Raw genomic sequence first — 25402 nt, forward strand, 5'->3', positions numbered from 1 at the left:
TATTTTTTGTTGCATAACAGTGTAACAGTTGTAGGTTTAGGAACTGGCCGGAATATTCATATTCCGGCTTTACTTTTTTATATGGTTCGGTTGCCTTTTACCATCCTGTCTTTACCAAAGAGATCCTGCTTTAAAGTAACAGCGGTAAATCCTTCCTGCTCCATCAGGGCTACTACTTCTTTTCCCAGGGCTTCGTTGATCTCAAAATATAAGGTACCACCGGGTGTTAGTTTTGTTTTTGCCAGCTGGCTGATATGACGATAAAAGCGCAAAGGATCTTCATCCGGAACAAATAATGCGAGAGCAGGCTCAAATGCCACTACCTGCTGCTGCATGGCAGCACTTTCACTTTGTTTGATATACGGAGGGTTACTTACAATGGTAGTAAAGGTGGGTAAGGTTTGTACCACCTGTGTATCCAGTACATCCATGACCGTGAATTGCACGGCCAGTTTTTGTTGTGCGGCATTGCTGTCAGCTACTGCAATGGCGCCGGGACTTACATCAATTCCCCATACGGTAGCGGCGGGCAACTCTTTTTTTAATGCCAGCGGAATACAGCCGCTACCTGTACCGATATCCAGCAGGCGTGGGCTGGGCTGATGGGCTGCCTGTATATCTGTTACGATCCATGCTACCAGTTCTTCCGTTTCAGGGCGGGGGATTAATACCTGCTCATTCACAAGCAGCTCCATATTATAAAACCAGGCTTTGCCAAGGATGTATTGTATGGGCTGGTGCTGTTGTAAGGCTTCCAGCGCCTGTTCCAGCTGTAGCTGCTGCTCCGGTGTGAGTGCTCGTGTTTTGTGTATAATGCGGTCCAGCTTGCTTAATCCGGTGATATGCTCCATTACCATATGGGCTACGCTGGCAGCTTCCCGCTCTTCATAAAGGGGGCTGATTGTTTGAATAATATGTGTAAACGCGGCTTGTATGGTCATGAAGATATATGCAAAAGTTGTTATTAAAGGGAAAATCGGCGCTGAAACAATATTTTTGCAAACATATCATTTCGTTTGTTATCATGGACAGTAGCAGGGATGAATTTTTTATGCAGCGTTGTCTGCAGCTGGCACAGCTGGGAGCAGGGCAGGTAGCGCCTAATCCTATGGTAGGTGCAGTGCTGGTACATCAGGACCGCATTATAGGAGAGGGCTGGCACCGGCAATATGGGCAGGCGCATGCGGAAGTGAACTGTGTGCACAGCGTTGCGGATACGGATAAAGCCCTGATCCCGCAGGCTACCATGTACGTAAGCCTGGAGCCTTGTGCACATCATGGTAAAACGCCTCCCTGTGCTGATCTGATCGTATCGGAGTGTATCCGGGAAGTAGTGATTGGCTGTAAGGATACTTTTTCCGCAGTAGCTGGCAAAGGCATTGAAAAGCTGGAAAAGGCGGGCGTCCAGGTGCGTACAGGTGTACTGGAAGCGGCCTGCCGTGATATCAACCGCCGGTTTTTTACTTTCCATGAAAAGAAACGCCCCTATATTGTTCTTAAATGGGCCCAAAGCCTGAATGGCATCATGGCTACTACCAGCGGAGCACCAGTGCGGATCTCTAACAGCTACAGCGACAGGCTGGTGCATCAATGGCGGAGCGAAGAAATGAGCATCCTGGTAGGGACCCATACTGCTGTGAATGATAATCCCCGGCTTAATAACCGCTTGTGGACAGGGAAACACCCCATACGCCTGGTAATTGACCAAACATTGAAAATACCGCGCACGCACCATCTGTGGGATGGTAGTGTTCGCACTGTCTTTATTACGGCTACGGATACCACGGTGAGCGGGCTGACGGAAATACTGGAAATAGATTTTAACCTGCCGGTAATAGACCAGTTACTGAAATGGCTGTATGAACAAAATATACAAAGTGTGCTGGTCGAAGGCGGTCCTCACGTATTACAGCAGTTTATCACAGCGGATATATGGGATGAGGCCAGGGTGATTACCGGAGGCAATTTGTTGCCCGAAGGGACAGGTGCCCCAGTGTTACCTGCGGGAAATGTGGAAAACACCATATGCCTGGAAGAGGACCGGATTGTATACTATCGCAATCATGCAGGAAAGAATATGCCAGCCTGGTAGCTGGCAGGATTATGTAACAAGCAATTTTATCGTTGATGGAGGTTTATTTTACTATAGAAAAAACAGCAACTGCTGAATTTAAAGATCGTGGCAGCAAGTTTCTGGCGTACGCATTTCCAGTTAAAACTCCGGAACAGGTAAAAGAGTGTTTACAGGAAGTGAAAAAGGAGCACCCCAAAGCTACCCATCACTGTTATGCTTACCGGCTGGGAATGGGTGAGCTGCAATATAGGGCCAATGATGACGGCGAGCCATCCGGTTCGGCAGGTAAGCCCATCTTAGGGCAGATCGATAGCAAACAGCTGACCGATGTACTGGTAGTGGTAGTACGTTATTTTGGAGGTACCTTACTGGGTGTGCCTGGTTTGATCAATGCCTATAAAATGGCTACTGCCATGGTGTTGCAGCTGATACCTGCTGTACAGAAAAATGTGGAGCTGAAGTACAGGCTGAGCTTTGACTACACCATCATGAACGATGTAATGATGATCATTAAACAAACCAACTGCACTGTATTATCCCAGGAGCTGCAGCTGTTTTGCGAAATGGAGATCGGTATTCCAAAAGCCAATAAAGAGCTTTGCCTGCTGCGGCTGCAGGATATCCATAACCTCGATATTAAAGCAGTAAAATAGTGGTCGGCAAGCACAGATGTAAAGCCTGATCAGGATATAATAAAAACAGGGCTGGCCAGCATTTTGTACTGGTCAGCCCTGCTTATGCCGGGTAGCACACGTTTATTTTTACTTTTCCAGTTTTACTTTTAGTGCAGGCATAAAATAACCGCCTACTACTGATCTGGCGCGGAAACCTACTGATGCACCATCCGTAGTTTCGTGCCAGTCGCTCAGTGGTATCCTGGAAGGCCCGGTAGTAACAAAGTGGTATACCGGTTCCAGCAAGGCGTTGAAGTCGGCTGTGTTTTTGGTCATAGTCGCCGTCCAAAGGATCCAGTCAGATTTTGTATACGTTTTACGGCTATCCAGTGGTAATCCAAAAGGCTGTTGTTTCGTTACGTAATACCTGATTTCTCTGGCAGCTACTTCTTTTGGAAAGATGTTGAGTTGCAGTAGTTCATCCCATACCAGGTTGTATTTCTGGCTCCAGGTATTTTTCTTGTCAAAGGTGAGGCTGTAATGATCGCCATCCTCTGCCATCTTCATCCATTGCTGTGCCATGCTTTTAGCCAATGTGGTATACTTGTCTGCAATTTCCTTTTTACCCAGTTGCCCGGCCAGCTTACCATAACCGGCAAGACCCAGGATCGCTTTTACCGACAGGTTGGCGTTGTGTGCCAGGTGGCCTGCAAAGTCATCTGTACAAAGCTGGTTGGCAGGATCAAGCCCTTCTTTTTCCAGGTATTGTACCCAGGTGGTCAACGTATTCCAATGCGTCTTTGCGTAATTCGCATTCCCCTCTGCCGTTGCAATCGCAGTGGTGAGCAGTAGCATATTCCCGCCTTCTTCTACCGGCATGTCTTCGGGATAAGTTTGCCCGTTGGCTATCGGATAAGTACCTACGTCATGTGCTGCAAATGGTTTGGTCCACCTGCCGCTTTCTGAATACTCGAAAATAGGTTCCATCATTCCTTTAAGGAAAACCGGATTGTATAGCAGGAATAAAGGTGAAGAGGGGTAGGTGATATCTACTGTACCGATGGAACCATTGCTGAAGTTTTCTTTGGAAAAGAACAGTAATCTGCCATCCGGAGCTGCCACGGTTTTATGGGCAGCAATGGCCTGTCGGTAAGAAAGGGTAGTAAGTGCTGCATATTTCTCGCCGCCGGCGGCCAGCATTTCTCTGGCAAAGGAGGCATCAAAGGCATTGCAGGCTGTTATCAGCTGCTGGTATTGCTCCATCGACATTTCCAGCATTTTTTCTGCTGTCATACCAGGATCTTTTCTCCACCATGCCCGGAGTGGTTTACCAAAATATTCCACGCTGTAGATATCATCATAGGCCAGTACCATATGTTTTTTCACCACGGCAGCATCTACCTTGCCCAAGTCCCACGTATTGGTCAGTAATAATGGGCCCATATTGGCAGGTAATGTTTTCATAGGTTGTATACGGCCGGTGCGGATAAACTGCTGTGCACCGATAGCTGCAGGAATAATGTATTGTTGTTGTCCTGCACCGTGTTGTACAGCTGTGTAGAGATAACCCCAGTCTATCCGTACATCATCACCTTTGGTACCCAGCATCCGCTGCTGCCTGCTACCTGCTTTCAGTACATCCAGATTACCTTGTTGCAGTACCTGGGTTACTACAGGTTGAGCGGGTATATTTACCGCGATATCACTGCCTGCACCCAACATGATTTCTACCTGATGGGCTTTACCATCCTGGCTGGCAGCGGCAAAGGTGATATAAGAAGCAGGCCGGCTCAGTATGTCCGGTTTATCCAGCAGGAGAGGAGAAGTGAAGGTAACATCCAGCTTTACAGGCCCACAGGTAAAGTTGTATTTTGTTTGGGTAGCCGTGATCGTTACCCCTGTTTGTGTGGCCGTACTTTCCTGGATAGCCGGTTGTTTCTTGGGCGCATGCAGGCCAAAGTCGAGATACGCACCGCCGGCTGTATTTTTAATATATACGGCGATGGTATTTTTTCCTTTCTGAAGGGCTGCTACTGCTGTGGCTGACAAGGGAATGTCTTTGTATTCTCCTGTCCAGCCTTCCCGGTTATACGCTTTTACCCCGTTGATATATACTTCCACATTATCATCGTGAAACATGTGGAGGAATACTTCACCCGATGGCTTTTCTGTAAGTGTAAAAGTCCGGCGTACCCATAGTTCCGGTGTTTTCCAGCTTTGCTGTCCCGGTGAAGGATTGTCAGAGAATGCGCCGGTAGCCAGTTTCCAGGTTTTGTCGGGATAATTATTTTGTTGCCATTCGCCGGCAGGAGCCACTGTGGTATAACGGTAATTGGCAGGCGCTGCGGCTGCAGTTGCCAGCAGGGTTTGATATAACGGAGCAGTATTGCCGAGGAAGCGGTAAGCTTTACCATCAACACGTGCAAAGCCTGCAAGTGTATGTGTTTTGCCGGTCCAGTGACGGGTAGGCTCCTGGGAAAGCTCATCCGTAAATGACCAGATGCTGAAATAAGGATCGTGGGTGATGAGCGGATAGGCCGGTGCCCGGAATGACTGGGCATTGGCCTGCCCACCGCACATCCCCATCAGGACGCAGACTGCTATTGCAGTACGTTTAAGAGTATACAACATGACGCGGAACTTTTATTTTCAGTAAGATAAAAAAGTCCGGCAAGGAATAAAAGTATATTTGACACTTATTTTTACAGGAAACGTTGGCTTACCACCAAATCCTTGCTGCCAGCGGTATACTTATAGAAGCCTTCTCCGCTTTTAACACCCAGGTAGCCGGCAGTAACCATATTTACCAGCAGTGGACAGGGGGCATATTTCGGATTACCAAACCCGTCGTGCAACACCTGAAGGATAGACAGACATACATCCAGCCCGATAAAGTCGGCCAGCTGTAATGGCCCCATAGGATGGGCCATACCCAGTTTCATGACCGTATCAATTTCGTTTACGCCCGCTACTCCTTCATAGAGGGAGCAGATGGCTTCATTGATCATGGGCATGAGGATGCGGTTGGCAATAAAACCGGGATAATCATTTACCACACAGGGTACTTTGCCCAGCTTTTCAGACAACGCAACAATAGCAGTGGTCACTGATTTTTCTGTAGCATATCCGTTAATGATCTCTACCAGTTTCATCACCGGGACAGGATTCATGAAGTGCATGCCTATTACCTGCCCGGGGCGTTTGGTAGCAGCAGCAATACGGGTAATAGAAATAGAGGAAGTGTTCGTAGCCAGGATGGTATCCGGCGCAGCATGCTGATCCAGCTCCTGGAATATTTTCAGTTTCAGCGTCACATTTTCCGTGGCTGCTTCCACCACCAGTTGCACCTCTTTTACGCCGGAAGGGATATCCGTATACGTAGTAATGTGCTGAAGAGTTTCATTTTTAATGGCCGCTGTAATACTTTCTTTTGCCAGCTGGCGATCCAGGTTTTTGGTGATGGTTTGCACTGCCTTTTCCAATGCTGCTGCTGAAACATCAATCAGGTTTACAGCATATCCGTTTTGAGCAAATACGTGCGCAATACCATTGCCCATAGTACCTGCACCTATAACTGCTATTTTTTGCATGGTGTATGTTGATTTCTGGTGATTAATCGTCTTTTCGCTTGAAGTCGCCCCGCTTCCAGGCCTGTATAAACTGTGCCCATGCCAGCGGATTGAAGATGTTTTGAGGTGGTTGTTGTCCGGCGTAGTAGAGTGATTGTGCTTGTTTATTGAGGAACATATTTACGCCTTCCCGTCCGTCAATAGGCGTATAACGGGCCAGTGCACGCAGTCGTGCTGCCTGGGTGTTTTTACGGGCTATTTCATAAGCATCATCCGGAATATCGGAGCTTACAAAAGCGCGTTCAAATTCTTCCCGTGTGGGGTATGGTTTAATGATAGTAACCGGCAGATACGTGGTATCTTCTACCATCAGCTGAATCATGGAATAGTTATTACCAGGAAGGGTAGGATCAATACGATAATCTTTTTTCTTAAAACCCACTGCTGTGAAGGAAAGGGTATCCCCTTTAAAGGCTACAATGGAAAATACCCCCTGGCTATTGGAAATCGTTCCCCGGCCTTGCCCTTTTACCATAATACTCACTGCAGGAATGGCCCTCAGGCTGTCGGCCGTCATAGTAATACCGGATAACTGGATAATGCTGTCCTTAAACTGCGTTATTTGCGCTTTTAACAGAAAAGGAACGAATAGGAATGTGAACAGTATGTAGATTTTCTTAATATGCATGCCGGCCCTAAGATAAACGAAATTTTATTGTTATGTCACCTACACTATCCGCGTATTGAGAAAAACAATAATTATAATAAAACAAATTAAGTCCCAATTGGGTTAACTTTGCTGTCAGGAATTAAACTTTAACAGTAATTTATGATCACAAAAGAGCAGATTTTACAGGCTTTGAGCAATGTGGAAGAGCCGGATTTAGGGAAGGATCTGGTGACACTGAACATGGTGAAAGACGTGGAAATTGATGGAAATAAAGTGAAGTTTACCGTCGTACTGACAACCCCTGCATGCCCGTTAAAAGAAATGATAAAAAATGCCTGTATTGCTGCCATTCACCTGCTGGTAAGCAAGGATATAGAAGTACAGGTAAATATGACAGCTAATGTGAGCAGTAACAGGAAGGATGCGCAAGCTACTTTGCCTAATGTAAAGAATATCATTGTTGTAGCTTCTGGTAAGGGTGGTGTAGGTAAATCTACCGTGGCAGCCAATCTGGCACTGGCACTGGCAAAGGATGGTGCTAAAGTGGGCCTGATGGATGCAGATATCTATGGTCCTTCTGTGCCTATTATGTTTGGTGTACGTGGTGAAAGGCCTATGATGGTGAATGTAGCAGGCAAAGGCATGATTATGCCGATGGAAAAATTTGGCATCAAACTGATGTCTATCGGATTGCTGGTAGATGATAAGCAGGCAGTTGTATGGCGTGGCCCTATGGCCAGCAGTGCACTGAAACAGTTTATTTCTGATGTATACTGGGATGAACTGGATTACCTGGTGATTGATATGCCGCCAGGTACCGGGGATATTCACTTAACATTGGTACAAACAGTACCGGTAACCGGGGCTATTATTGTTACCACACCACAGGATGTAGCACTGGCGGATGCCAAAAGAGGTATTGCCATGTTCAATGGTGCACAGATCAGGGTACCTGTACTCGGACTGGTGGAAAACATGGCCTACTTCACTCCGGCAGAACTTCCGGAAAATAAATACTACATTTTTGGTAAAGAAGGCGGTAAGCGCCTGGCAGAAGACCTTGAAATTCCTTTCCTCGGACAAATACCACTGGTGCAGAGCATCCGTGAAGGAGGAGATGATGGGGTGCCGGTGATGGCAGGTAATGATGAAATTACCAAGAAAGCTTTCCTGGACTTTGCAGGAAGTGCGGCCCGCAGCATTGCCATGCGTAATGCCAATCTGCAGCCTACCAAAATTGTGGAAATGATGGTATAATGTTTGCCTGATATTTTAAAAGCCGTAAAAGATAGTAATGTCCCCATTATTTTTTTTACGGCTTTTTTTAATGCTGGCAGATGATGTTTTTAGACGTATTAAATGTTGCATATATCCTATGTTACAGATCTATTGCCGGGTAGCCACCGGTTTTTTATTACTGCTGATGGCTTGTCAGCCATCCGGGCAAAAGGGCAACAGCGGGCACATGGACAGTTCTCTCCCTTTTGTGGCTTCTGTGGATTCTATACAGCAACCGGAAGCGCCTGCTGCCTGGGACGATACTACGATGGATACGGTACAGATCGCTGAAAAGATCAGCCGTTGCCTGCCCGTAAATTTTGTTTTTATGCCTGCCGGCAGTGAGCTGGCAGCGGTGATACGTACAGAAAAACTACAGCCACTCTATGAAAAGGAGGTAACCGCTTTGGGGGGGATCTATGAGGCAGCGGTGGCGGATGCCAGCGGTGGTTTTGCACGTATCCTGCAAAACAGGGGCGTGGCGCTGCGGGCCATGCAACTGTATATCCCCGACAGTACCGCATTGCATGCCAGGATCATCAACCGCAGCGATGCTAATAAAGGCATAGATACACTATTATTGCCTATGCGTTATCAGGAAGATCAGGCGGCTTTCCGGGTATTAGGGCCTTATTTTATTGCAGGTAATTTTACCGGAAAAATGGTGACCTTTAAAGCCAATAAAGTACAATATGTGGGTTTGGCAGGTTGTGACGGCCTGTTGTACCTGCAGGTAAAAAAAGATAATAAGAACTGGAATTAATATCCCTGCTATGTATACACCTAAATATAATCAGGAAAAAGATTGGAATACCATTGCTGCATTTATCCGGGAAAACAGTTTTGCGATGCTGGTGAATACAGCCCCGGATGGGGTACCACTGGCCACACATCTGCCCGTGGAACTGGTAGAGAAAACGGCCGGAGAATTTGTATTGCAAGGGCATATTGCAAAGATTAATCCACAGTGGGAATCCTTTACAACCGGCACTACGCTGGTGGTTTTTACTGCACCGCATGCCTATATTTCCTCCTCCTGGTATGAAAAAGATAAGATCCCTACGTGGAATTATATAGCCATACATGTATATGGCCAGATCCGTATTCAGGAAACAGCAGAACTGCAGCATTCACTGGAGCAACTGATGAACCGGTATGAGGCTGCCTCTGCCCATCCGGTGCATATGCGGGATATTGATGACAAAACCCTGCATAATAACCTGAAAGCTATTGTTGGGTTTGAACTGACCATTACGGAAGTGAATGCACGGTATAAGCTGAGCCAGAACAGAAACGACCGGGATTATGCCAGTGTGGTTACACACCTGAAAGAAGCGGGAGGGGAAAATGCATTGCAGATAGCTGCAGAAATGGAAAAACGGAGAAAGTTATAAATATCAGGTACCGGAATAAAACGGGGTACACTTTAACTGAAGTGTACCCCGTTTTTTATAAAGAAAATAACCGCTTAGAGGGTAAATACTTTACCTCCCACCATTACTTCCTGTGTTGCTTCATCAAAGGTGGCCTTCATGCCGGTACGATAAGCTGCATTACCCATGATCAGCGCAATAGAATGTGAATAAGCTGCTTCGATAGGTGCATTGGGCTGTTTGCGGGAACGTACACTTTCCATCCAGTTGCGTACATGCGCATTCGTGAGGCTGTCGCCACCTGTATTGGCGCTGGTTGCAGCTTTTGATTCTTCTGAAGAAAGCATCATTTCAGGTAATAGATTGGCATGCATGCCCATTTCCTTAGCTTCTTTTTCTGTTAATCCACCGGTAGGACTTATTTTATTGTTAGCCATATCTATTGTACCGCCATTGGAGAAATACACTTCCTTGGTACCACCGGCAGAATTATGGAAGCGGGAGCTGTACATTACCTGGAATCCGCTTTTAGGATCATTTTCAGGACCATATTCAAATACAGCGGTGAGCGTATCCGGATTGGCACGGCCATCTTTCCACATGTAGATACCACCATTGGCCACTGCGCTGCGGGGATGTTTTAAGCCGCTGAACCAGTGTACGGTATCAATCTGGTGAGTCATCCACTGGCCGAAGATACCGGAAGAATAAGGCCAGAAGAGGCGGTATTCCAGGTATTTGCGGGGATCCCAGCTATCTTTCGGACGTCCGGCCAGGAAGCGCTTCCAGTCGGTGTCAGATTCTTTAATGGAGCCTACCAGTTCCGGGCGGCGCCATCTTCCGGGTTGGTTCACGTTCCAGGTCATTTCCACCATCGTGATAGGCCCGAATTTACCTTCCTGGATGAATTTGGCAGCAGCATGATAGCTTGGTCCGCTACGGCGCTGGGTACCCACCTGCATGATCTTGCCGGAAGCTTTTACCGCTTTGAATGCATTGCGGGCATCTTCCATGGTTTCTGCAAAGGGCTTTTCGCTGTATACGTCGCATTTATTTTTTACTGCTTCAATGGTATGATAAGCATGTTGGAAATCGGCGGAGGCAATGATCACTGCATCCAGGTTTTTAATACGGTACAGCTCGTCATTGTTTACGCAGGCCTGTACGCTATGTCCTGTTTTTTGTTCCAGAAAGGCTTTCCCTTCATTACGGCGGCGGTTCCATATGTCAGACACTGCAATGAGGTCGAAGTTGAGTTCCTTGTTGTTATTAAAAAAGCAAGGAAGGAGTGCCTGCCGTGCACGGTCAGAAAATCCTACCAGCCCTACGTTTACACGGTCATTAGCACCCATGATACGGGCATAGCTACTGGCGGGCATGCCCATGGCACTAAGCGTAATGCCGGCTCCTGCCAGCAAAGACTGCTGCAGAAACTCCCTGCGCGATTTTTTAGGTAATGTCATGCTATTTTAAGTTTAAAGGTTTTAACGGATTTGAACAGGTATCCCGGAAGTATCAGCTATTTACCATATACTTCTTCCAGCTGGGCTTTTAAATATGCCGTAGCGGGCTGTATTTCGGTAGCTAAGGTGCCCCACCGGCATTCCATCATGATACGTCCCTGAAAATTGATCTTTTTAAGGGCGGCCAGGTAGGGTTTAAAATCATCTCCCATTACGCCAGGCGCGGTCCTTTTCTCTTTTTCCGCAATATGGCAATGTACAATGTTGCCCCTGGCCTTTTCTATATGGGCAGCAGGTTCATTTTCCCGGAGCATATGATAGATATCTACGGTGAGTTTAAAATTAGGATGGCGCACCGCATTTACGATCTCATTTCCTTCTTCGATGGAGTTGACGAAGTTCGTTTCGGAAGCGTTAAGGTTTTCCATGGCGATCATACAGTCATATTTTGCTGCAACTACTGCCATTTTGCGGGCCAGTTTGATAAAAGCTTTTTTGGCTGTGGCGTGGTCTACGCCGTCAGGTATTTTACGGGCGCCTCCGCTACCCAGCACAATCAGCCGGATGCCGGCTATTTTGGCCCGTTGCATCACAGAGTCTACATATCCAAGTACCCGTTTTTCATTTACATCCGGCCCGATTACCTTGATTTCGGCCGGAATAAACAGGTTGCAGGTCTGTATTTTGGTGGCGGCATTTTTTAAAATAGACAGCCGGCTGTTGAATACGTCCTCACTCACCGAAGGCGCCAGCATTTTTCTAACGGTTTCTTCTATATACTCCAGGCCTGTAGCATGTACCAGACTATCGTTTTCATAAGAAGAGCAGATGCCAAGTGCAGGTATCTTACTTTGTGCATTCGATTGCAAAAAGGGAGAGAACGTCAGGCATAAGAGTAAAAAGAGACAACTTTTCATACACGGGAATAATAAATTGGCTAAATAAGAATTGTGCCCGAAAAGTTAGTGACTTAATCTGAAAAATCAAAGAAAATACCTGAACTTTAGCCTGGAGTCAAAATAGATCACCTGCCAATAGGTAGCATATTGCTGGCTATCCCGGTAAAATAAATGACCGCCGGCAGCCCTGAATTATCTATGCTCATTTATTTCAATATGTTTCAGTCACCTGGCATTGCTTAAGTTTCCTTAACTTTGCGCCCCAAATTTAACCGATTATGAACCGACAGGAATTGGTGAATCTTATCAGGGAAAAGCAATCTTATTTATGTGTGGGCTTAGATACAGACATTCATAAGATTCCTAAGCACCTGCTTTCACACCCCGATCCGATATTTGCTTTCAACAAGGCAATTATCGATGCTACCAGGGATTTATGTGTAGCCTATAAGATCAACACGGCTTTTTACGAATGCATGGGTATCCGTGGATGGGAGAGTTTACAACGTACTGTAGATTATATCCCTTCCGGCATTTTTACCATTGCTGATGCCAAACGTGGCGATATCGGCAATACTGCCACCCAATACGCGAAAACATTTTTTGAAACCTACCGCTTTGATGCGGTGACGGTAGCGCCATATATGGGAAAAGACAGTGTGGAACCATTCCTCGCTTTCAGCGAAAAATGGGCAATCGTGCTGGGGCTTACCTCGAATGAAGGCAGTAAAGACTTTCAGATGCAGCGGGTAGGGGAAGGATACCTGTATGAAAAAGTGCTGAAAACTACCATGGAGTGGGGCACACCAGATAATCTCATGTTTGTGATAGGGGCCACCCAAACCGCACAACTGGGAGAAATCCGTAAACTGGTACCGCATCATTTTTTCCTCGTACCAGGTGTAGGGGCACAAGGTGGTAGCCTGAAAGATATCTCTGCTGTTGCCATGAATGCGGATTGCGGGCTGCTGGTAAATGCCAGCCGGGCAGTGATCTATGCGGGCAACGGAGAAGATTTTGCACAGGATGCCCGCCGTGCTGCACAGGAATACCAGCAGGAAATGGCTGCATACCTGGCCGAAAAACTTGCCGTAAAACAATAATAACACCTTCTAAAAATAAGAAGCAGTTGGTTACCGGAGCAATGATCCAGGCACCAACTGCTTTTCTTTTATAGGGATTGTTGTAACGTCAGCTGATTAAAAGTCCGGGTCCTTGGGCGTATTGGGATTGTTATCCCTTTCAGCAAACGGATAGGGAAACAGGTTCCTTTTACGTTCCGTCAGCGGACGATCAAACCGGCGCATATCTTCCAGTTTTAAACCGGACATAAACAACTCAATGCATCGGTTCCGGTAGATCTGTACCAGCAGATCGTTTTCATTAATCGGACCGGTGATTTCCGGTAAGCCGGCCCCCACACCAAATATATCCGCGGATGCTTGTTTGGTAACTACCAGGTTCAGGGTCTTTAGCCCATTATCCACATCATGTTGTCTGGCATAACACTCTGCTTTGATCAGCAGCATTTCACCGGGTAAATAAATGGGAATAGGTGCCAGGTTGGCTGCTCCAAACCCGTTGATCCGGTACCGTGGGGCAATAGTTGTATTGAGCGTAGTGTAAAAAGGAACACGCTTGTCGCTCAGATCAGGCTGGATGCCTACGGGCAGTCCCAACGTAGAGTCCAGTGGTTGAAATACGTTATTGGTGGAAGTAGCGGTTTCAAAAATTGGATTCAGGAATACCGGATCAAAATTGAAAACAGACTTTTTGGTAAGGTCCACTTTATCGGCGGTGGCCAATGCCTGGGTATAATCCCCAATATAAAGTGCATAACGGGCTTTTAATGCCAGGAGGGTATTGGGGATATCAATCCCTGCCGGAATATTGGTCAGGAAGGCCGGGCTGATAGCATTGGCATTTACTGCGGCAATCGCCTCGTCGAGTAAGGCAATGGCCTGCTTAAATCCTTCTTTCCTGTCAATAAATCCTACATTTTGCCCAATCCCTTCCGGTACTTCCGGCCAGAACATAGACATGGTTCCTATGGACAGCGCTTTAAAAATACTGGTGTAAGCCAACAAACCACTGGCATAACCTTTATCAGTCAGTTTTTGTGCATAACTGATCACATTGTTGGCATCAAAAACAATTTTGTTGCTGGCAGACCATACATTTAACAGAATGGTATTGGTGCCGTCCACACTGCCACCACCTGTGTTGAGCTGGTTTTCCGGCAGGTTGCCCACATTGAGCAACCGGAGCTCAAAGGTGGTAAATCCATTGGCGGCTACCAGGTTGTAATAAGTACCTGCCCGGTTGGTAGCGTACTTTTTTTGTAACCCTACCGCAATACCGGTTACTGCCTGCGGACTGGACAGCGCCAGGTCGTCCCGCACCGTGGAAGGATCTGTATAATCCTTTTTGCAGGAGGCGGCGGGCAGTATGGCTGCAATGATAAATATAGCAGAGATCCTTTTGAATGATCGTTTCATACATTACTTTTTTTACAGTTAAAATTTAGCAGCAATGCCTACACTAAATGTTCTGGGGGCTGGTACAGCTCCAAAATCAATTCCTCTTAAAATAGCGCTCTGCCCGGCTGCATTAATTTCGGGATCATATCCCTTGTATTTATCCCAGGAGATCAGGTTCCTGCCACTTAAACTGAAGGTAAGATCACTGAACCCCTTTATACGGCCCAGGCTGTAACCAAGGTATACTTCTCTTAGCTTAATGAAAGAACCATTGTCTATCCTCCATTCTTCTGTATTATATACACCGGCAATATATCCTCTGGGCAGTTGTCCAAGATCTTCCTGTTCTGCTACCGTACCATTGCCCACACCCTGACGGGTTTTAAAATCGGCATTGAACACGTCATTGCCTCTTACCGCATCCAGTTGTATACGAACGTTCAGCTTCTTGTAGGAGAACTCATTGGTAAGCGAAGCGGTGAAATCCGGATTAGGGTCGCCGATAATTCTGCGAAGGGTAGTACCGGTGGGTAATCCATCGGCATCACGCTGAGGGGTATACGAGAGTGCGCTGTTTTGTATACCTTTTTCCAATTGCGGTATGCCTGCCTTGTTGGTCAGTATATTGCCGTTAGCATCCCTGGCAAAAAAGGTACCGTAGAATACACCGATCGGATATCCTTCCAGGATGGCTACCGGTGCTCCGCCATTGGTATTAAACAGGGTGAGTGCCTGTCCTATTTTTACCGCTTTATTCCTGTTCCGGTTAAAGATGGCAGTGGCATTCCATTGAAAGTCTTTATTCCGTACAGGTACCAGATTTAACACTACTTCAAACCCTTTGTTTTCCAATGATCCCAGATTATTGCGGTAATTGGAATAGCCGGTAGTGGGCGCTACAATACGGTTGATCAGGAGGTCCTGTACCTTTTTGATGTAGTAGTTAAATTGCAGGGAAATGCGGTTGTCTGCAAAAGTCATATCGGTACCAAGTTCCAGTTCTTTCTGTCCTTCCGGTCCCATCGCAAGATTAGCTAAAGTAGGACTGCCCGTCAGGGATATTTTTCCATTGAAGGCATTGGTGAGGTAAGAGTTAAACCGTTCGTATGCACCGATAGCGGTAAGGTTTCCGGATTCTCCATAGGCTACCCTTAACTTCATCAGGTTCCACCAGTTGTTAATACTGGCGTTTTTCCAGTAATCGGCTTCAGACAAAACATAACTACCACTGGCTTTTACATATAGCTGGTTACGTTCTTTCTCGCCAAATACAGAGGAGCCATCCATACGCAACGCACCGGTCAGGAACAGCTGGTTTTTATACTTCAGGTTTTCCTGGATATAGGCACCTGATATGGATATTTCGGTTCTGCTGTCTGCACTGGGCAGTATTGTACTGGCGCTGTTCACTGTTTCTACAAAAGGGGCCAGTCCACGTCCCTGTGCCAGGGTGTACTGGTTCTTTTCGTATTGTTGTGAATAACCTACCTGTGTAGTAGAGGTGAGGTCTGAGGTAATATCCCAGTTGTAAGTGGCATTTATTTCATGGTTGATCTGGAAAAAAAGATCAGTGGCTGCACTGGCATATCCATTCTGGGTAGCATCCAGGGTAGGACCACCACCAAAGAAGGCATTGCTGACGTTATATGCGTAGGGTGGCATAAAAGTAGATCCCCGCTGGCTGTAATTATCTATACCCAGGTTGTAATCCAGGGTAAGGTTTTTAATGGGCCGGTATTTAAGTCCGGCATTGGCCAGTACGCGGTTGGTTTCCTGTTTTTGTTTCAGGTCTTCTATCACGGACACGGGGTTTACCCTGCCGCGTTCTCCTACTGCTTTCAGATTGCCCACAGCATCCCGTGCAAAAATATCATGGAAGTTGCCCAGAATGGTAATGGAATTGATGGGCGAATAAAAGGAGTTGCCATCCGGCTTTTCATTAGCCCCGCTGTTTACATAGTTTAGCCCTGCACGGAAACTCAGTTTATCGTTCAGTGTCTGATCCAGGTTAATACGGAAGGCATAGCGCTGAAAATCGGTGTTTTTGATAATCCCCTGATTATACATGTAGGAAGCAGAAGCATAGTACTTCGTTTTATCCTTTCCTCCGCTTACGGATACATTATTATCTGTACCTACGCCGGTACGGAAGATGTAATCCTGGTAATCATACCGGGTTACGGGGGTGGTAGTGGTCAGGGAGGGGTCCAGGATATCCTGTGTTTGTGTATCTACAGAACCACCAAATTTGATGGGCGCGCGGTTTACCTTCAGTTTTTTCCGGAGCTGGTTCACATTGAAATTGGTAGAAAAGCTCACTACCGGTGCACCGCTGCTGCCTCTTTTGGTGAAGATCTGTATCACCCCGGCATTGGCACGGGAACCATAGATAGCTGCCGCCGCTGCACCATTCAATACTTCTATTCTTTCAATGTCGGCAGGGTTGATATCCACCATCCTGCTTTGCCCCAGGGTACCTACAAAATTATTACCGCCGTTGATAGCTCCACCAGGGCCGTCATAAGAATTGGAGGTATTGGTTACCCGGTTGGTAGCATTGTTGACAATAATACCATCCACAATATACAATGGATCGGTAGATCCGAGGATGGTGTTGGTACCCCTGAGTTTTACGGAAATTCCACCTGCAGGATCACCGGAGTTCTGGGATATCTGTGCTCCGGCAGTTTTGCCTTGCAGTGCGGCTAAGGCATTGCCGGTAGCTCCTTTGGTGAGCTGGTCCGATTTAACGGTACTGATGTAACTGCCCAGTTGTTTACGGGTGGTACCTTCACTGGTACCGGTTACAACAATTTCATCCAGGCCCAGGGCATCTTCTTTCAGGGAAGTGCTGACGGTATACGTGGTGGCATCGCCTACCTGCAAGGGCACTTCACGGGTACCAAAACCCACGCTGGAAAACCGGAGGATGTAAGCGCCGGGTTTTAATACAGCATTCAGGTTGTACTTCCCTTCCGCATCTGTGGCAGTACCCTGACTGGTGGTTTTTACCTGCACGGTAATGCCGGGTAATCCTTTGCCGTCGGGGCCGGTAACGCTTCCGCTGATGCGAACTTGCCCGGCAGCTATCTGGGCACTGAGAGTGCCGGTCAGCAACACGAGGAAAAGAAGTGGCCATTTCCACGGTTTGAATAACTGTGTGTTCATAAACAGGTTTTTGATGTGAATAACAGAGGTTAATAAAAGTGATGGCTATACGTAAGTATTAATTTTTATGCTGTTGTGTGAATGCCGGTAAGTTGAATAACAAAATAAATAGTACGTGATGACCCTGCTTAAGTATTAATTTTTTGCTGATGGCTGAATGCCCGTAGTATGAATAACAAAAATGATAACAAGTAATGGTGCTGTCTGTCCTTTGATGATGTCCGTTGTTGAATACCTTATAATATCTGTAGTCCTTGTGCCGTATATGGTTTTAAGAGTGAATGATGGGGGGGCAGTTCCGTAACAATCGTATTGATCTCCCTGATGCCACAAACTTTGATGCGCTGTGCGGTGTTTATTTTTTCTGTAATTGCCAGAGAGATCACTTGTTGTGAACTCTCTATCATAGCTCTTTTTATCTGCATCACTTCCCAATCATTTTCCGTAAGTCCGTGCTCAATATCAATGGCGTTGGTTCCCAGAAAACAAAGATCTGCCTTGATCTGTCTTATTTTGGCTTGGGCTTCTCCTCCCACGGTGATCTGTGCGTTCTTTGAGAGTTTATCCCCTATCAGTATAATTTCAATACCCGGATGATGCATGTATTCAATGGCAGCGGTAAGGCTTACCGTAAAAAATGTAGCCTTCAGGCTGGGTGGTAATGCCTTTGCCAGTTCTATAATGGTGGTACCTCCGGTGGTGATTACAAACATACCATCCTGTATCAGCCTTGCGGCTTTTTGCGCGATGATCTTTTTTTCATCCAGCGCATATACCTGGTTGGAAGGAAGGGAAAGATGATATGATTTAGACAAGGCTCCTCCATGTACCTTTATGATCCGGCCCTGATCTGCCAGTTCTGCCAGATCCCTGCGGATAGTGTCTTCTGATACCTTTATTTCCTGACTCAGGTCTGAAGACAGCACACGGTTGTGCAAATTGATCTGGTGCAGTAAATACGTCTGACGTTCCTTTTTCAGCATGGCGAAAAAGATTTTGGTTAACCTAATATCGGCATAAAACAGCAAACGAACAAGCAGAAAATAGCAATTAGATAAGTTTAAAGGCAGAATATTGTCAAAAACCTGCAAAAACAGGCAACTTTTATGGTAAGGGGAAAATGGCAGCACATTCCTGCCGGAAGGGGAGAGGTTGATTAATTAAACAGGCAGTTTTTTTCTGTCCACCAGGGCTTGATTTCGAAGGTAAGCCGGCCGGTCACCACGGCACTATCGGCTTTCACCAGTGAAGCTACTTCCATACTATCCTGGCTGTCCAGGATAAGAATGCCGCGTAGCGCTCCGCTATCCCCAAAAGGCCCGGCCAATGTTAGTTTGCCGGTTTCAGCAATACGTTCCAGGTTGGCCATATGTGCGGCCTGTATTTTGGCGGCGTCCGCTTTGCTGTGCTGGCGGTTAGGACCTTTTTTAAGTAATACCATCCAGTATCTTTTGAGGTTCATTTCCGGCGTACTGTCTTTGGTATTATCCGGTTGATGTCTGGGACCGGGAAGTGCACTTAATCCGATAGATTGCAGCGGGCTGGACTGGAAAGATGCGATCACAACAATAAGAAAGCCCAGGAGCAACAGCGCAGGAAACACTTTACTTGTCATAACCCGAGAAATTTGACATCAAGGTAATAACTTGTTCGCAATTAAGGTGTTAACAAGAAAACTTTATTGTGGCCGTTATCCGCTGCTGATGCCCCGTTGTATCAATCATTCCGTTGATATTTTTGTATATTGCTGTTTACAATTAAAAAGTGGTCAACATGTTAAAAGATCTGTTCCAGTCACCGGATTATTTTTCAATAGATGAGTTGTTAACCGAAGAACACTTGTTAGTAAGAGAATCGGTAAGGCAATGGGTAAAGAAAGATGTATCCCCCATCATTGAAGATTGCTGCCAGCAGGCAAAATTTCCCACACAAATTATCAGCAAATTAGGTGAGCTGGGTTGTTTTGGTCCTACGATCCCGATAGCTTATGGTGGTGGTGGGATGGACCATATTGCCTACGGACTGATGATGCAGGAGCTGGAACGGGGAGACAGCGGTATCCGCTCCACTGCTTCCGTACAGGGATCGCTGGTGATGTATCCCATTTTTACTTTTGGGAGCGAAGCACAAAAGAAAAAATACCTGCCTAAGCTGGCTACCGGTGAAATGATGGGCTGCTTTGGATTAACAGAGCCGGATCATGGATCTAACCCGGCAGGTATGCTGACTAACTTTAAATCAGCTGGTGATCATGTAATCCTGAACGGAGCGAAAATGTGGATTTCCAATGCACCGTTTGCCGACATTGCAGTGGTATGGGCAAAGGATGATAACGGCGATATTAAAGGCATTATCGTAGAGCGGGGTATGGAAGGATTTACCACACCGGAAACAAAAGGAAAGTGGAGTCTGCGGGCCAGCGCTACCGGTGAGCTGGTATTTGATCATGTGAAAGTACCCAAGGAAAATATCCTGCCTGGCGTAAAAGGACTGAAAGGACCTTTAAGCTGTTTGTCATCTGCCAGATACGGTATTGCCTGGGGTGTTATCGGGGCAGCGATGGATTGCTATGATACGGCATTACGGTATTCAAAAGAAAGGGTACAGTTTGACCGGCCCATCGGTGGTTTTCAGCTGATACAAAAAAAGCTGGCAGAAATGATCACAGAGATCACCAAGGCACAATTATTAAACTGGCGGCTGGGCGTATTGAAAAATGAAGGCAAAGCTACACCGGCACAAATATCAATGGCTAAACGTAATTCCTGTGAAATAGCCACACAGATTGCCCGCGATGCCCGGCAGATATTGGGTGGTATGGGGATTACCGGCGAGTTTCCGGTAATGCGTCATATGATGAACCTCGAAAGTGTCATTACTTATGAGGGTACCCATGAAATACACCTGCTTATTACAGGAATGGATATCACCGGACTCGATGCATTTAAGTAATAGCGACAGCAAGCACGTTTTATTACAGGCAGCAGGGCATTATCAAATGAAAGGACATTGTTTTTATTAGTATGGAAATGACAGATCGTATTCGTGCATTTATAAAAGTAACGACACGTAAAAAGCGCTTATTACTGCTGGCCGCATTAGCAGGTATATGCAGCCACGCCTCCGCACAAACGCCATACCTGGCTACCTGGGAAGGAAAGGCACAGGGTACCTATTACATTGTAAAATGCCTGGCTACAGATACCCTGGGGTTGCAGCAGGGCATTGATTCTATCTTCCAGGTAATTGATCAGTCTTTATCGCTTTATAAACCCGGCACACTGATTAACCAGTTTAATGCCGGCCGTAAAGTAAAAATGGATGCGCATTTAAAAGCGGTGGTGACAAAGGCATTGTTTACCAGCAGAATCACCGGCGGTGCATTTGATATTACGGTGAAGCCATTGATGGATGTATGGGGTTTTGGGGTGATAAAACCCGCGGTACAACAGGTGCCTCCGGCAGACAGTATCCGGAAAGTGCTGGAAAAGGTGGGCTATAAATACCTCCGCATGAAAGGCAACTGGCTGATAAAAAAGAAACCGGGCGTAGAAATAGATTGTAATGGTATTGCACAGGGATATACTTCAGATGTGATCGCAAACTTCCTGGCACAGCGGGGCATCAGCAATTACCTGGTAGATGTGGGTGGGGAATTATGTGCCAAAGGACATAACCAGCACAACAAAGTGTGGAGTGTGGGCATTGAAAGACCGGCTCCGGGCGATACTACTTTCTATGCTCCGGAACAGGCCATCGTACATTTGTCTGATCAGGCAATTACTACCAGTGGCAACTACCGCCGTTTCTTTGATCAGGGAGGCAAACGTTTTGCACATACGATGGACCCGGCTACCGGTCAGGCATTGCAAAGCAATATTATTAGTGTAACTGTGATCGCGAAAGATGGTATTACGGCAGATGCCTTTGATAACCCGCTGATACTAATGGGGGTGGAAAAAGGAATGGCATTTTTACAGCAGCATCCGGAATTACAGCTGGAAGCTTATTTTATTTATAAATCGGCCGATGGCAGTATTGATGAAAAATACACACCTGGCTTTGCACCATTTTTGCAATAACGGCAAACAAAAGGTCCCGCCTGTTTAAAGCGGGACCCTGACACCCTCACATTTCCTCTTTCAGAATATGGACAAAACCCTTTAGTGCAGATGAACTCTCACGCCAATGTTTCCCTGCACAGCACTAAAGTTGTTAATCTCCGCAAATTTGTATGGTGCATAATTGTATTGCACACTTGCGTTGAACAATACAGGAGATGCTTTACCAAAAGGAATATTGATTCCTACTTCGGGGCTTACCATAAACTGCCAGCTGTTGTTGCTGTCCACAAATTCTCCATAATATTTTTCGTAATTCATGTTGGCAACACCTACGCCTACACCAGCATATGGAATAACTGCAGAGCTGGGTTTGGTAAACTGATAGTGTGCGGTAGCCTGAATAGGAATCGTTTGCAGCGTACGTGACTGTACCGCAGAAATATCACTTCCTTTACTGGAATATACGGCACGCGGTAGCTTCTCATAGTAATCCTGGAACCCTACACGGGCACCTACGGAAAACTGATCATTCAACATATATTGTACACCTGCTTTCCATCCACGGAAGCTGGTTTTATTGCTGTAATCTTTTACTGATCCCAGGGGTTGCGCTATAGAATAATCAATATTTACAGATAAGGGGGAGCGCATTTGAGCAGACGCGGCCTGTACGCCAAGGCAGCCTACCAATATTAGTACCCAATTTTTTATACTTTTCATCATCAACTCATTTTAGTGAAACCATTACGTTAATTAGTGCTTCAGATAAGGGGACTGATCAAATACTGCCTGGGTCATACTATCCACATTTTCTGTATTCCACACACCTGTACCACGGAACATGGCGTTCCAGATAGCAGTAAGTTTGTTGTCCTGCTTGTTTTTCAGGTCTACCATATCAATGGCTACTGATCTTTCCCTGCTGTAAACAGTATAATAGGAAGGCCAGAAATAACCATATCCGGGGTATCCCCAATAACCGGTATCCCAGTAACCAAGACCACCGCTCCAATAACCAGGGTTGTAATAAATACTGCTGAAAGTGTTATCAATGCGGCTCAGGTTAATAGCCAGTTCAGGTTTGGCACTTTTATCTACCAGGGTAAATCCTTTATTCTGCATGCCTTTCTTTACTGCTGCAATCAAAGCCTTGTCATAGTCGGTTGATTCTTTTTTAGGATCCTTGCTGTTGCTGAGTACAGCCACTGAATCTACGATACTGAAAGTATGGTATGACTTAAAGTCTACATTATTATCATAGTTAGTGACGTATATACGGGATTCTTCTGCGGTCATATCCTTTAATGGATCCTTACGGCAACTGCTCACAGACAGTACCGCTAATGCCGCAACTACTGTACTCGCTAAAAATAATCTTCTTTTCATATCTATCATTTTTTATAAGGGCTATTAAAACTATCCGGAAACATCACCACACTAAACATGCCGGTTTTTGAAACGGCCGGCCAATCGGCATACTTTTATGATGGATGGTTTCCCCGTAATATTCAACGCATTGGCGTATTCTATTATTCAACGCTTTAGAGTGTCTGATGTTACAAAAGGTTTACAGGGAAAATGTTAAGATATTCCTAAGGTTTTGTTAAGGGTTGTAGGTACAGTGGGTTATATATCAGCAACTTATGTGATGTTATGAGAATTGGGGCAATTAATAGGTAGCTATAAACGAAACGGCGGAATGCAGAGTATCAGCATTGAATATCTATCGTAGATAAGGCGTTTTTTAATTGTTCCGGAGAAGTGAAATGAATACTGTCAATGCCGTAATTCCGGGCGGCAGTTACATTACGTAGGTTGTCATCAATAAACAATGCTTCTGCAGCATTGATGTTGTAACGGTCAAGCAGCAACTGATAAAATGCAGTATCAGGCTTGCGTTGTTTTTCCCTGCCGGATACCACGATGCCATCAAACCACTGTAAGAAAGGGTATTGTACCAGTGCGATGGGAAAAGTTTCATTAGACCAGTTGGTTAAAGCATACAATCTGTACTGGCCGGTTTCTTTCAGTTGATAAAGGATCTGAACGGAATCATCAATCGTGCCACCCAGCATTTCTTTCCATCTTCCGTAGTAGGCACGTATAGGCGCCTCATAAGCCGGATAGGCATTGACCAGCATTTCCGTTGCATCCTGTAAGCTCCTGCCTGCGTCCTGCTCCTCGTTCCAGTCTGGCGTACAGATATGTTCCAGGAAATACTCTGTTTCCTCGGGGGTACTGAATATTTTATTGAACAAATACCGGGGATTCCAGTCTATTAAAACGGCGCCCAGGTCAAATATGATAGTAGAATAGGATTTGCATACCAGGTTTTCCATACCTCTAAAGTACTATAAACAAATTAAAAAAGAAGCTAAATTGTAACAGCCCGGCAAACAACATCTAAAAATCCCCTGCTGTTTGCCGGGGAGATATTAGTCCAACAGTTCGTCTGCACTATCTTCCAGCAGCTTCAGGTCTACAGAGTCAGTACCGGCAATTCCTTCTATGGAGCCTTTGATATGGGCAGCATTGAGCAGTACTTTTTCCAGTTGTTTTTCCCTGGCTTTCCAGAGTTTTTCCATCGTATCTCTTTCCCGTTGGATAGATAGTTTCATAGACATAAATCCTTCCCGGATTGCTTTCCATTGTTCTGCAAATTCGCCACTGGTGAGATAGGCATAGAGCATATGCATCTTGTCGCCCTTGTTTTCCTGTGTTTTTACCGCCCCGGATATTTTTACAATACCATCACGGAGCACATAAGCCAGTGCCTTTACTTCGGCAAAAGTGCAGATCCATACACCTTCTTTTTCACCAAAGCGTTCCATGTCTTTCGGCATAGCCTGTGTAACAAGGATGGCTACATCTACCCCCTGGCTGCGCATATCTGCTTTGAGCTTTTCTACCCAATCTTTGGAGAAGTCTTTGGTACGCTTGCTCTCATAGATGATCTTTCCACATTCCTGTCCAAACTGGTTACGGATCAGCTGTACACAATCCGCACCACGTACGCCTTTTCCTACCGGTACTACTTCATCAAAAGGAAATGCCAGCCGCAGCATTTCTTCCAGTACCAGTTCCTGTACTTCTCCTTGTAGCTGCATAGAGCCTTGTTCGGCTTTACGCTTCATTTCCTCTGCCAGTTTACGCTGATCTTCCAGTTGTTTTTCCATCTCTTTCAGGCGCATCTGGTATTCTGTTTCCTTGAGGGTACTTCTTTCAGCTTCTTCCTTGCGGATGGTTTCCGCAAGCTGGCCACGTGCTTCCAGCAGCTTTTTCTGCAGGGAAATTTCGAGTTCCTGCTCTTTATTTTGCAGCTCCTGTTCCTTACGTAAAAAATCCAGCTCCTGGCGGCGGGCCTCTTTCAGTTTTTCTTCCTGTTCCTGGTTGGCCTCCTGCAGATGACGCAGCTGGTTTTCAAAGTCGCCAGCCAGGTTTTTGCGGATACTCTCTGAAAGGCTTTCCTCCATCTTCAGCTTTTCCGCTTGCAGACGTTTAGCCAGTTCATCCTCCTGCTGGAGTTTCTGTTGCTCTATTTGTTGTCTTTCCTGAAGTATCCTGTTTTTTTCTGTTTGCAGGGTGTTTTTTTCCGCCTGTAAAGACTCCATGCGCTTCCGCCATTCCGACTCCATTTTGCCCCGCATTTCCTTCTCTATATCTGCTGCAAAGGCATCCTCCATGACAAACTGGTGTTTGCAACTAGGACAGGTGATTGATGTTCCCATAGTCAAAACTGAATTGTGCTGC

22 protein-coding genes are annotated in these 25402 nt (G+C 46.1%); 8 read left to right on the forward strand and 14 right to left on the reverse strand.

Annotated features, from left to right (window positions below; translation table 11 throughout):
• Nucleotides 1-77 precede the first annotated feature (77 nt).
• Nucleotides 78-941, reverse strand: a complete 864-nt coding sequence (gene prmC / locus ABR189_RS00635; RefSeq protein ID WP_354658496.1) for a peptide chain release factor N(5)-glutamine methyltransferase — start codon at nt 939-941, stop codon at nt 78-80.
• An 83-nt stretch (nt 942-1024) separates the two neighbouring features.
• Here prmC and ribD point away from each other — a divergent pair, with 83 nt between their 5' ends.
• Nucleotides 1025-2092, forward strand: a complete 1068-nt coding sequence (gene ribD, locus ABR189_RS00640; protein WP_354658497.1) for a bifunctional diaminohydroxyphosphoribosylaminopyrimidine deaminase/5-amino-6-(5-phosphoribosylamino)uracil reductase RibD — start codon at nt 1025-1027, stop codon at nt 2090-2092.
• A gap of 35 nt (nt 2093-2127) precedes the next feature.
• Entirely contained in the window at nt 2128-2727 is a 600-nt protein-coding gene (locus ABR189_RS00645; protein ID WP_354658498.1) for an IMPACT family protein, read from the forward strand.
• 108 nt (nt 2728-2835) lie between these two features.
• Here the strand turns inward: ABR189_RS00645 and ABR189_RS00650 are convergent, their stop codons facing one another.
• From ABR189_RS00650 to ABR189_RS00660, 3 genes are all read right to left on the reverse strand, one after another.
• On the reverse strand, nt 2836-5319 hold the full coding sequence (locus tag ABR189_RS00650; protein WP_354658499.1) for a glutaminase family protein: 2484 nt from the start codon (nt 5317-5319) through the stop codon (nt 2836-2838).
• A 71-nt stretch (nt 5320-5390) separates the two neighbouring features.
• Nucleotides 5391-6278, reverse strand: a complete 888-nt coding sequence (locus tag ABR189_RS00655) for a 3-hydroxybutyryl-CoA dehydrogenase (RefSeq protein WP_354658500.1) — start codon at nt 6276-6278, stop codon at nt 5391-5393.
• A 22-nt stretch (nt 6279-6300) separates the two neighbouring features.
• Nucleotides 6301-6945, reverse strand: a complete 645-nt coding sequence (locus tag ABR189_RS00660; protein ID WP_354658501.1) for a carboxypeptidase-like regulatory domain-containing protein — start codon at nt 6943-6945, stop codon at nt 6301-6303.
• Nucleotides 6946-7086: 141 nt separating this feature from the next.
• Between ABR189_RS00660 and ABR189_RS00665 the strand changes: the two genes are divergently transcribed.
• The 3 genes from ABR189_RS00665 (at nt 7087) to ABR189_RS00675 (ending at nt 9599) form a co-directional block, all read left to right on the forward strand.
• On the forward strand, nt 7087-8184 hold the full coding sequence (locus ABR189_RS00665; RefSeq protein WP_354658502.1) for an Mrp/NBP35 family ATP-binding protein: 1098 nt from the start codon (nt 7087-7089) through the stop codon (nt 8182-8184).
• Between the two features lie 118 nt (nt 8185-8302).
• Complete coding sequence (locus ABR189_RS00670) at nt 8303-8968, forward strand: hypothetical protein (RefSeq protein WP_354658503.1); 666 nt, start codon at nt 8303-8305, stop codon at nt 8966-8968.
• 10 nt (nt 8969-8978) lie between these two features.
• Entirely contained in the window at nt 8979-9599 is a 621-nt protein-coding gene (locus tag ABR189_RS00675; RefSeq protein WP_354658504.1) for an FMN-binding negative transcriptional regulator, read from the forward strand.
• Between the two features lie 74 nt (nt 9600-9673).
• Here ABR189_RS00675 and ABR189_RS00680 read toward each other — a convergent pair whose 3' ends face one another.
• Together ABR189_RS00680 and ABR189_RS00685 are read right to left on the reverse strand one after the other, a co-directional pair.
• A complete protein-coding gene (locus tag ABR189_RS00680; protein ID WP_354658505.1) occupies nt 9674-11041 on the reverse strand; it encodes a Gfo/Idh/MocA family protein in 1368 nt (455 codons plus the stop codon).
• A 56-nt stretch (nt 11042-11097) separates the two neighbouring features.
• The gene (locus tag ABR189_RS00685) at nt 11098-11958 is read right to left on the reverse strand and encodes a sugar phosphate isomerase/epimerase family protein (protein ID WP_354658506.1); all 861 of its coding nucleotides are present in this window, start codon (nt 11956-11958) and stop codon (nt 11098-11100) included.
• A gap of 260 nt (nt 11959-12218) precedes the next feature.
• Between ABR189_RS00685 and pyrF the strand changes: the two genes are divergently transcribed.
• Nucleotides 12219-13043, forward strand: a complete 825-nt coding sequence (gene pyrF / locus ABR189_RS00690) for an orotidine-5'-phosphate decarboxylase (RefSeq protein WP_354658507.1) — start codon at nt 12219-12221, stop codon at nt 13041-13043.
• A 96-nt stretch (nt 13044-13139) separates the two neighbouring features.
• Here the strand turns inward: pyrF and ABR189_RS00695 are convergent, their stop codons facing one another.
• The 4 genes from ABR189_RS00695 to ABR189_RS00710 form a co-directional block, all read right to left on the reverse strand.
• A complete protein-coding gene (locus tag ABR189_RS00695; RefSeq protein ID WP_354658508.1) occupies nt 13140-14438 on the reverse strand; it encodes a RagB/SusD family nutrient uptake outer membrane protein in 1299 nt (432 codons plus the stop codon).
• Between the two features lie 18 nt (nt 14439-14456).
• Nucleotides 14457-17588: a SusC/RagA family TonB-linked outer membrane protein gene (locus ABR189_RS00700; RefSeq protein WP_354658509.1), complete on the reverse strand. Its 3132-nt coding sequence runs from the start codon at nt 17586-17588 to the stop codon at nt 14457-14459.
• 236 nt (nt 17589-17824) lie between these two features.
• A complete protein-coding gene (locus ABR189_RS00705; protein ID WP_354658510.1) occupies nt 17825-18571 on the reverse strand; it encodes a DeoR/GlpR family DNA-binding transcription regulator in 747 nt (248 codons plus the stop codon).
• Between the two features lie 173 nt (nt 18572-18744).
• Nucleotides 18745-19203, reverse strand: a complete 459-nt coding sequence (locus ABR189_RS00710; RefSeq protein WP_354658511.1) for a YciI family protein — start codon at nt 19201-19203, stop codon at nt 18745-18747.
• Nucleotides 19204-19361: 158 nt separating this feature from the next.
• Between ABR189_RS00710 and ABR189_RS00715 the strand changes: the two genes are divergently transcribed.
• Together ABR189_RS00715 and ABR189_RS00720 are read left to right on the forward strand one after the other, a co-directional pair.
• On the forward strand, nt 19362-20540 hold the full coding sequence (locus tag ABR189_RS00715) for an acyl-CoA dehydrogenase family protein (RefSeq protein ID WP_354658512.1): 1179 nt from the start codon (nt 19362-19364) through the stop codon (nt 20538-20540).
• A gap of 77 nt (nt 20541-20617) precedes the next feature.
• Nucleotides 20618-21670: an FAD:protein FMN transferase gene (locus tag ABR189_RS00720; RefSeq protein ID WP_354658513.1), complete on the forward strand. Its 1053-nt coding sequence runs from the start codon at nt 20618-20620 to the stop codon at nt 21668-21670.
• Between the two features lie 81 nt (nt 21671-21751).
• Here the strand turns inward: ABR189_RS00720 and ABR189_RS00725 are convergent, their stop codons facing one another.
• The 4 genes from ABR189_RS00725 to ABR189_RS00740 all read right to left on the reverse strand — a co-directional run bounded on the left by ABR189_RS00725 (nt 21752) and on the right by ABR189_RS00740 (nt 25335).
• Nucleotides 21752-22375, reverse strand: a complete 624-nt coding sequence (locus ABR189_RS00725; RefSeq protein ID WP_354658514.1) for an outer membrane beta-barrel protein — start codon at nt 22373-22375, stop codon at nt 21752-21754.
• Between the two features lie 30 nt (nt 22376-22405).
• Nucleotides 22406-23038 (reverse strand): DUF4136 domain-containing protein, encoded by a 633-nt coding sequence (locus tag ABR189_RS00730; RefSeq protein WP_354658515.1) that lies wholly within the window; start codon nt 23036-23038, stop codon nt 22406-22408.
• A 323-nt stretch (nt 23039-23361) separates the two neighbouring features.
• Nucleotides 23362-23991, reverse strand: a complete 630-nt coding sequence (locus ABR189_RS00735; RefSeq protein ID WP_354658516.1) for an HAD family hydrolase — start codon at nt 23989-23991, stop codon at nt 23362-23364.
• A gap of 96 nt (nt 23992-24087) precedes the next feature.
• Nucleotides 24088-25335, reverse strand: coding sequence for a DUF2130 domain-containing protein (locus tag ABR189_RS00740; protein ID WP_354658517.1), 1248 nt, complete (start codon nt 25333-25335; stop codon nt 24088-24090).
• Nucleotides 25336-25402: the final 67 nt, after the last annotated feature.

The organism is Chitinophaga sp. H8 (assembly GCF_040567655.1).
GTDB classification, from domain to species: domain Bacteria; phylum Bacteroidota; class Bacteroidia; order Chitinophagales; family Chitinophagaceae; genus Chitinophaga; species Chitinophaga defluvii.

What these genes read in the sequence shown, in the direction of transcription:
- ABR189_RS00715 (WP_354658512.1), top strand. Translation starts at nt 19,362, where the DNA reads ATGTTAAAAGATCTGTTCCAGTCACCGGATTATTTTTCAATAGATGAG.
- ABR189_RS00675 (WP_354658504.1), top strand. Translation starts at nt 8,979, where the DNA reads ATGTATACACCTAAATATAATCAGGAAAAAGATTGGAATACCATTGCT.
- ABR189_RS00685 (WP_354658506.1), bottom strand. Translation starts at nt 11,958, where the DNA reads ATGAAAAGTTGTCTCTTTTTACTCTTATGCCTGACGTTCTCTCCCTTT.
- pyrF (WP_354658507.1), top strand. Translation starts at nt 12,219, where the DNA reads ATGAACCGACAGGAATTGGTGAATCTTATCAGGGAAAAGCAATCTTAT.
- ABR189_RS00725 (WP_354658514.1), bottom strand. Translation starts at nt 22,375, where the DNA reads ATGATGAAAAGTATAAAAAATTGGGTACTAATATTGGTAGGCTGCCTT.
- ABR189_RS00650 (WP_354658499.1), bottom strand. Translation starts at nt 5,319, where the DNA reads ATGTTGTATACTCTTAAACGTACTGCAATAGCAGTCTGCGTCCTGATG.
- prmC (WP_354658496.1), bottom strand. Translation starts at nt 941, where the DNA reads ATGACCATACAAGCCGCGTTTACACATATTATTCAAACAATCAGCCCC.
- ABR189_RS00665 (WP_354658502.1), top strand. Translation starts at nt 7,087, where the DNA reads ATGATCACAAAAGAGCAGATTTTACAGGCTTTGAGCAATGTGGAAGAG.
- ABR189_RS00730 (WP_354658515.1), bottom strand. Translation starts at nt 23,038, where the DNA reads ATGAAAAGAAGATTATTTTTAGCGAGTACAGTAGTTGCGGCATTAGCG.
- ABR189_RS00740 (WP_354658517.1), bottom strand. Translation starts at nt 25,335, where the DNA reads ATGGAGGATGCCTTTGCAGCAGATATAGAGAAGGAAATGCGGGGCAAA.
- ABR189_RS00660 (WP_354658501.1), bottom strand. Translation starts at nt 6,945, where the DNA reads ATGCATATTAAGAAAATCTACATACTGTTCACATTCCTATTCGTTCCT.
- ABR189_RS00710 (WP_354658511.1), bottom strand. Translation starts at nt 19,203, where the DNA reads ATGACAAGTAAAGTGTTTCCTGCGCTGTTGCTCCTGGGCTTTCTTATT.
- ABR189_RS00705 (WP_354658510.1), bottom strand. Translation starts at nt 18,571, where the DNA reads ATGCTGAAAAAGGAACGTCAGACGTATTTACTGCACCAGATCAATTTG.
- ABR189_RS00735 (WP_354658516.1), bottom strand. Translation starts at nt 23,991, where the DNA reads ATGGAAAACCTGGTATGCAAATCCTATTCTACTATCATATTTGACCTG.
- ribD (WP_354658497.1), top strand. Translation starts at nt 1,025, where the DNA reads ATGGACAGTAGCAGGGATGAATTTTTTATGCAGCGTTGTCTGCAGCTG.
- ABR189_RS00700 (WP_354658509.1), bottom strand. Translation starts at nt 17,588, where the DNA reads ATGAACACACAGTTATTCAAACCGTGGAAATGGCCACTTCTTTTCCTC.
- ABR189_RS00680 (WP_354658505.1), bottom strand. Translation starts at nt 11,041, where the DNA reads ATGACATTACCTAAAAAATCGCGCAGGGAGTTTCTGCAGCAGTCTTTG.
- ABR189_RS00695 (WP_354658508.1), bottom strand. Translation starts at nt 14,438, where the DNA reads ATGAAACGATCATTCAAAAGGATCTCTGCTATATTTATCATTGCAGCC.
- ABR189_RS00720 (WP_354658513.1), top strand. Translation starts at nt 20,618, where the DNA reads ATGACAGATCGTATTCGTGCATTTATAAAAGTAACGACACGTAAAAAG.
- ABR189_RS00670 (WP_354658503.1), top strand. Translation starts at nt 8,303, where the DNA reads ATGTTACAGATCTATTGCCGGGTAGCCACCGGTTTTTTATTACTGCTG.
- ABR189_RS00645 (WP_354658498.1), top strand. Translation starts at nt 2,128, where the DNA reads ATGGAGGTTTATTTTACTATAGAAAAAACAGCAACTGCTGAATTTAAA.
- ABR189_RS00655 (WP_354658500.1), bottom strand. Translation starts at nt 6,278, where the DNA reads ATGCAAAAAATAGCAGTTATAGGTGCAGGTACTATGGGCAATGGTATT.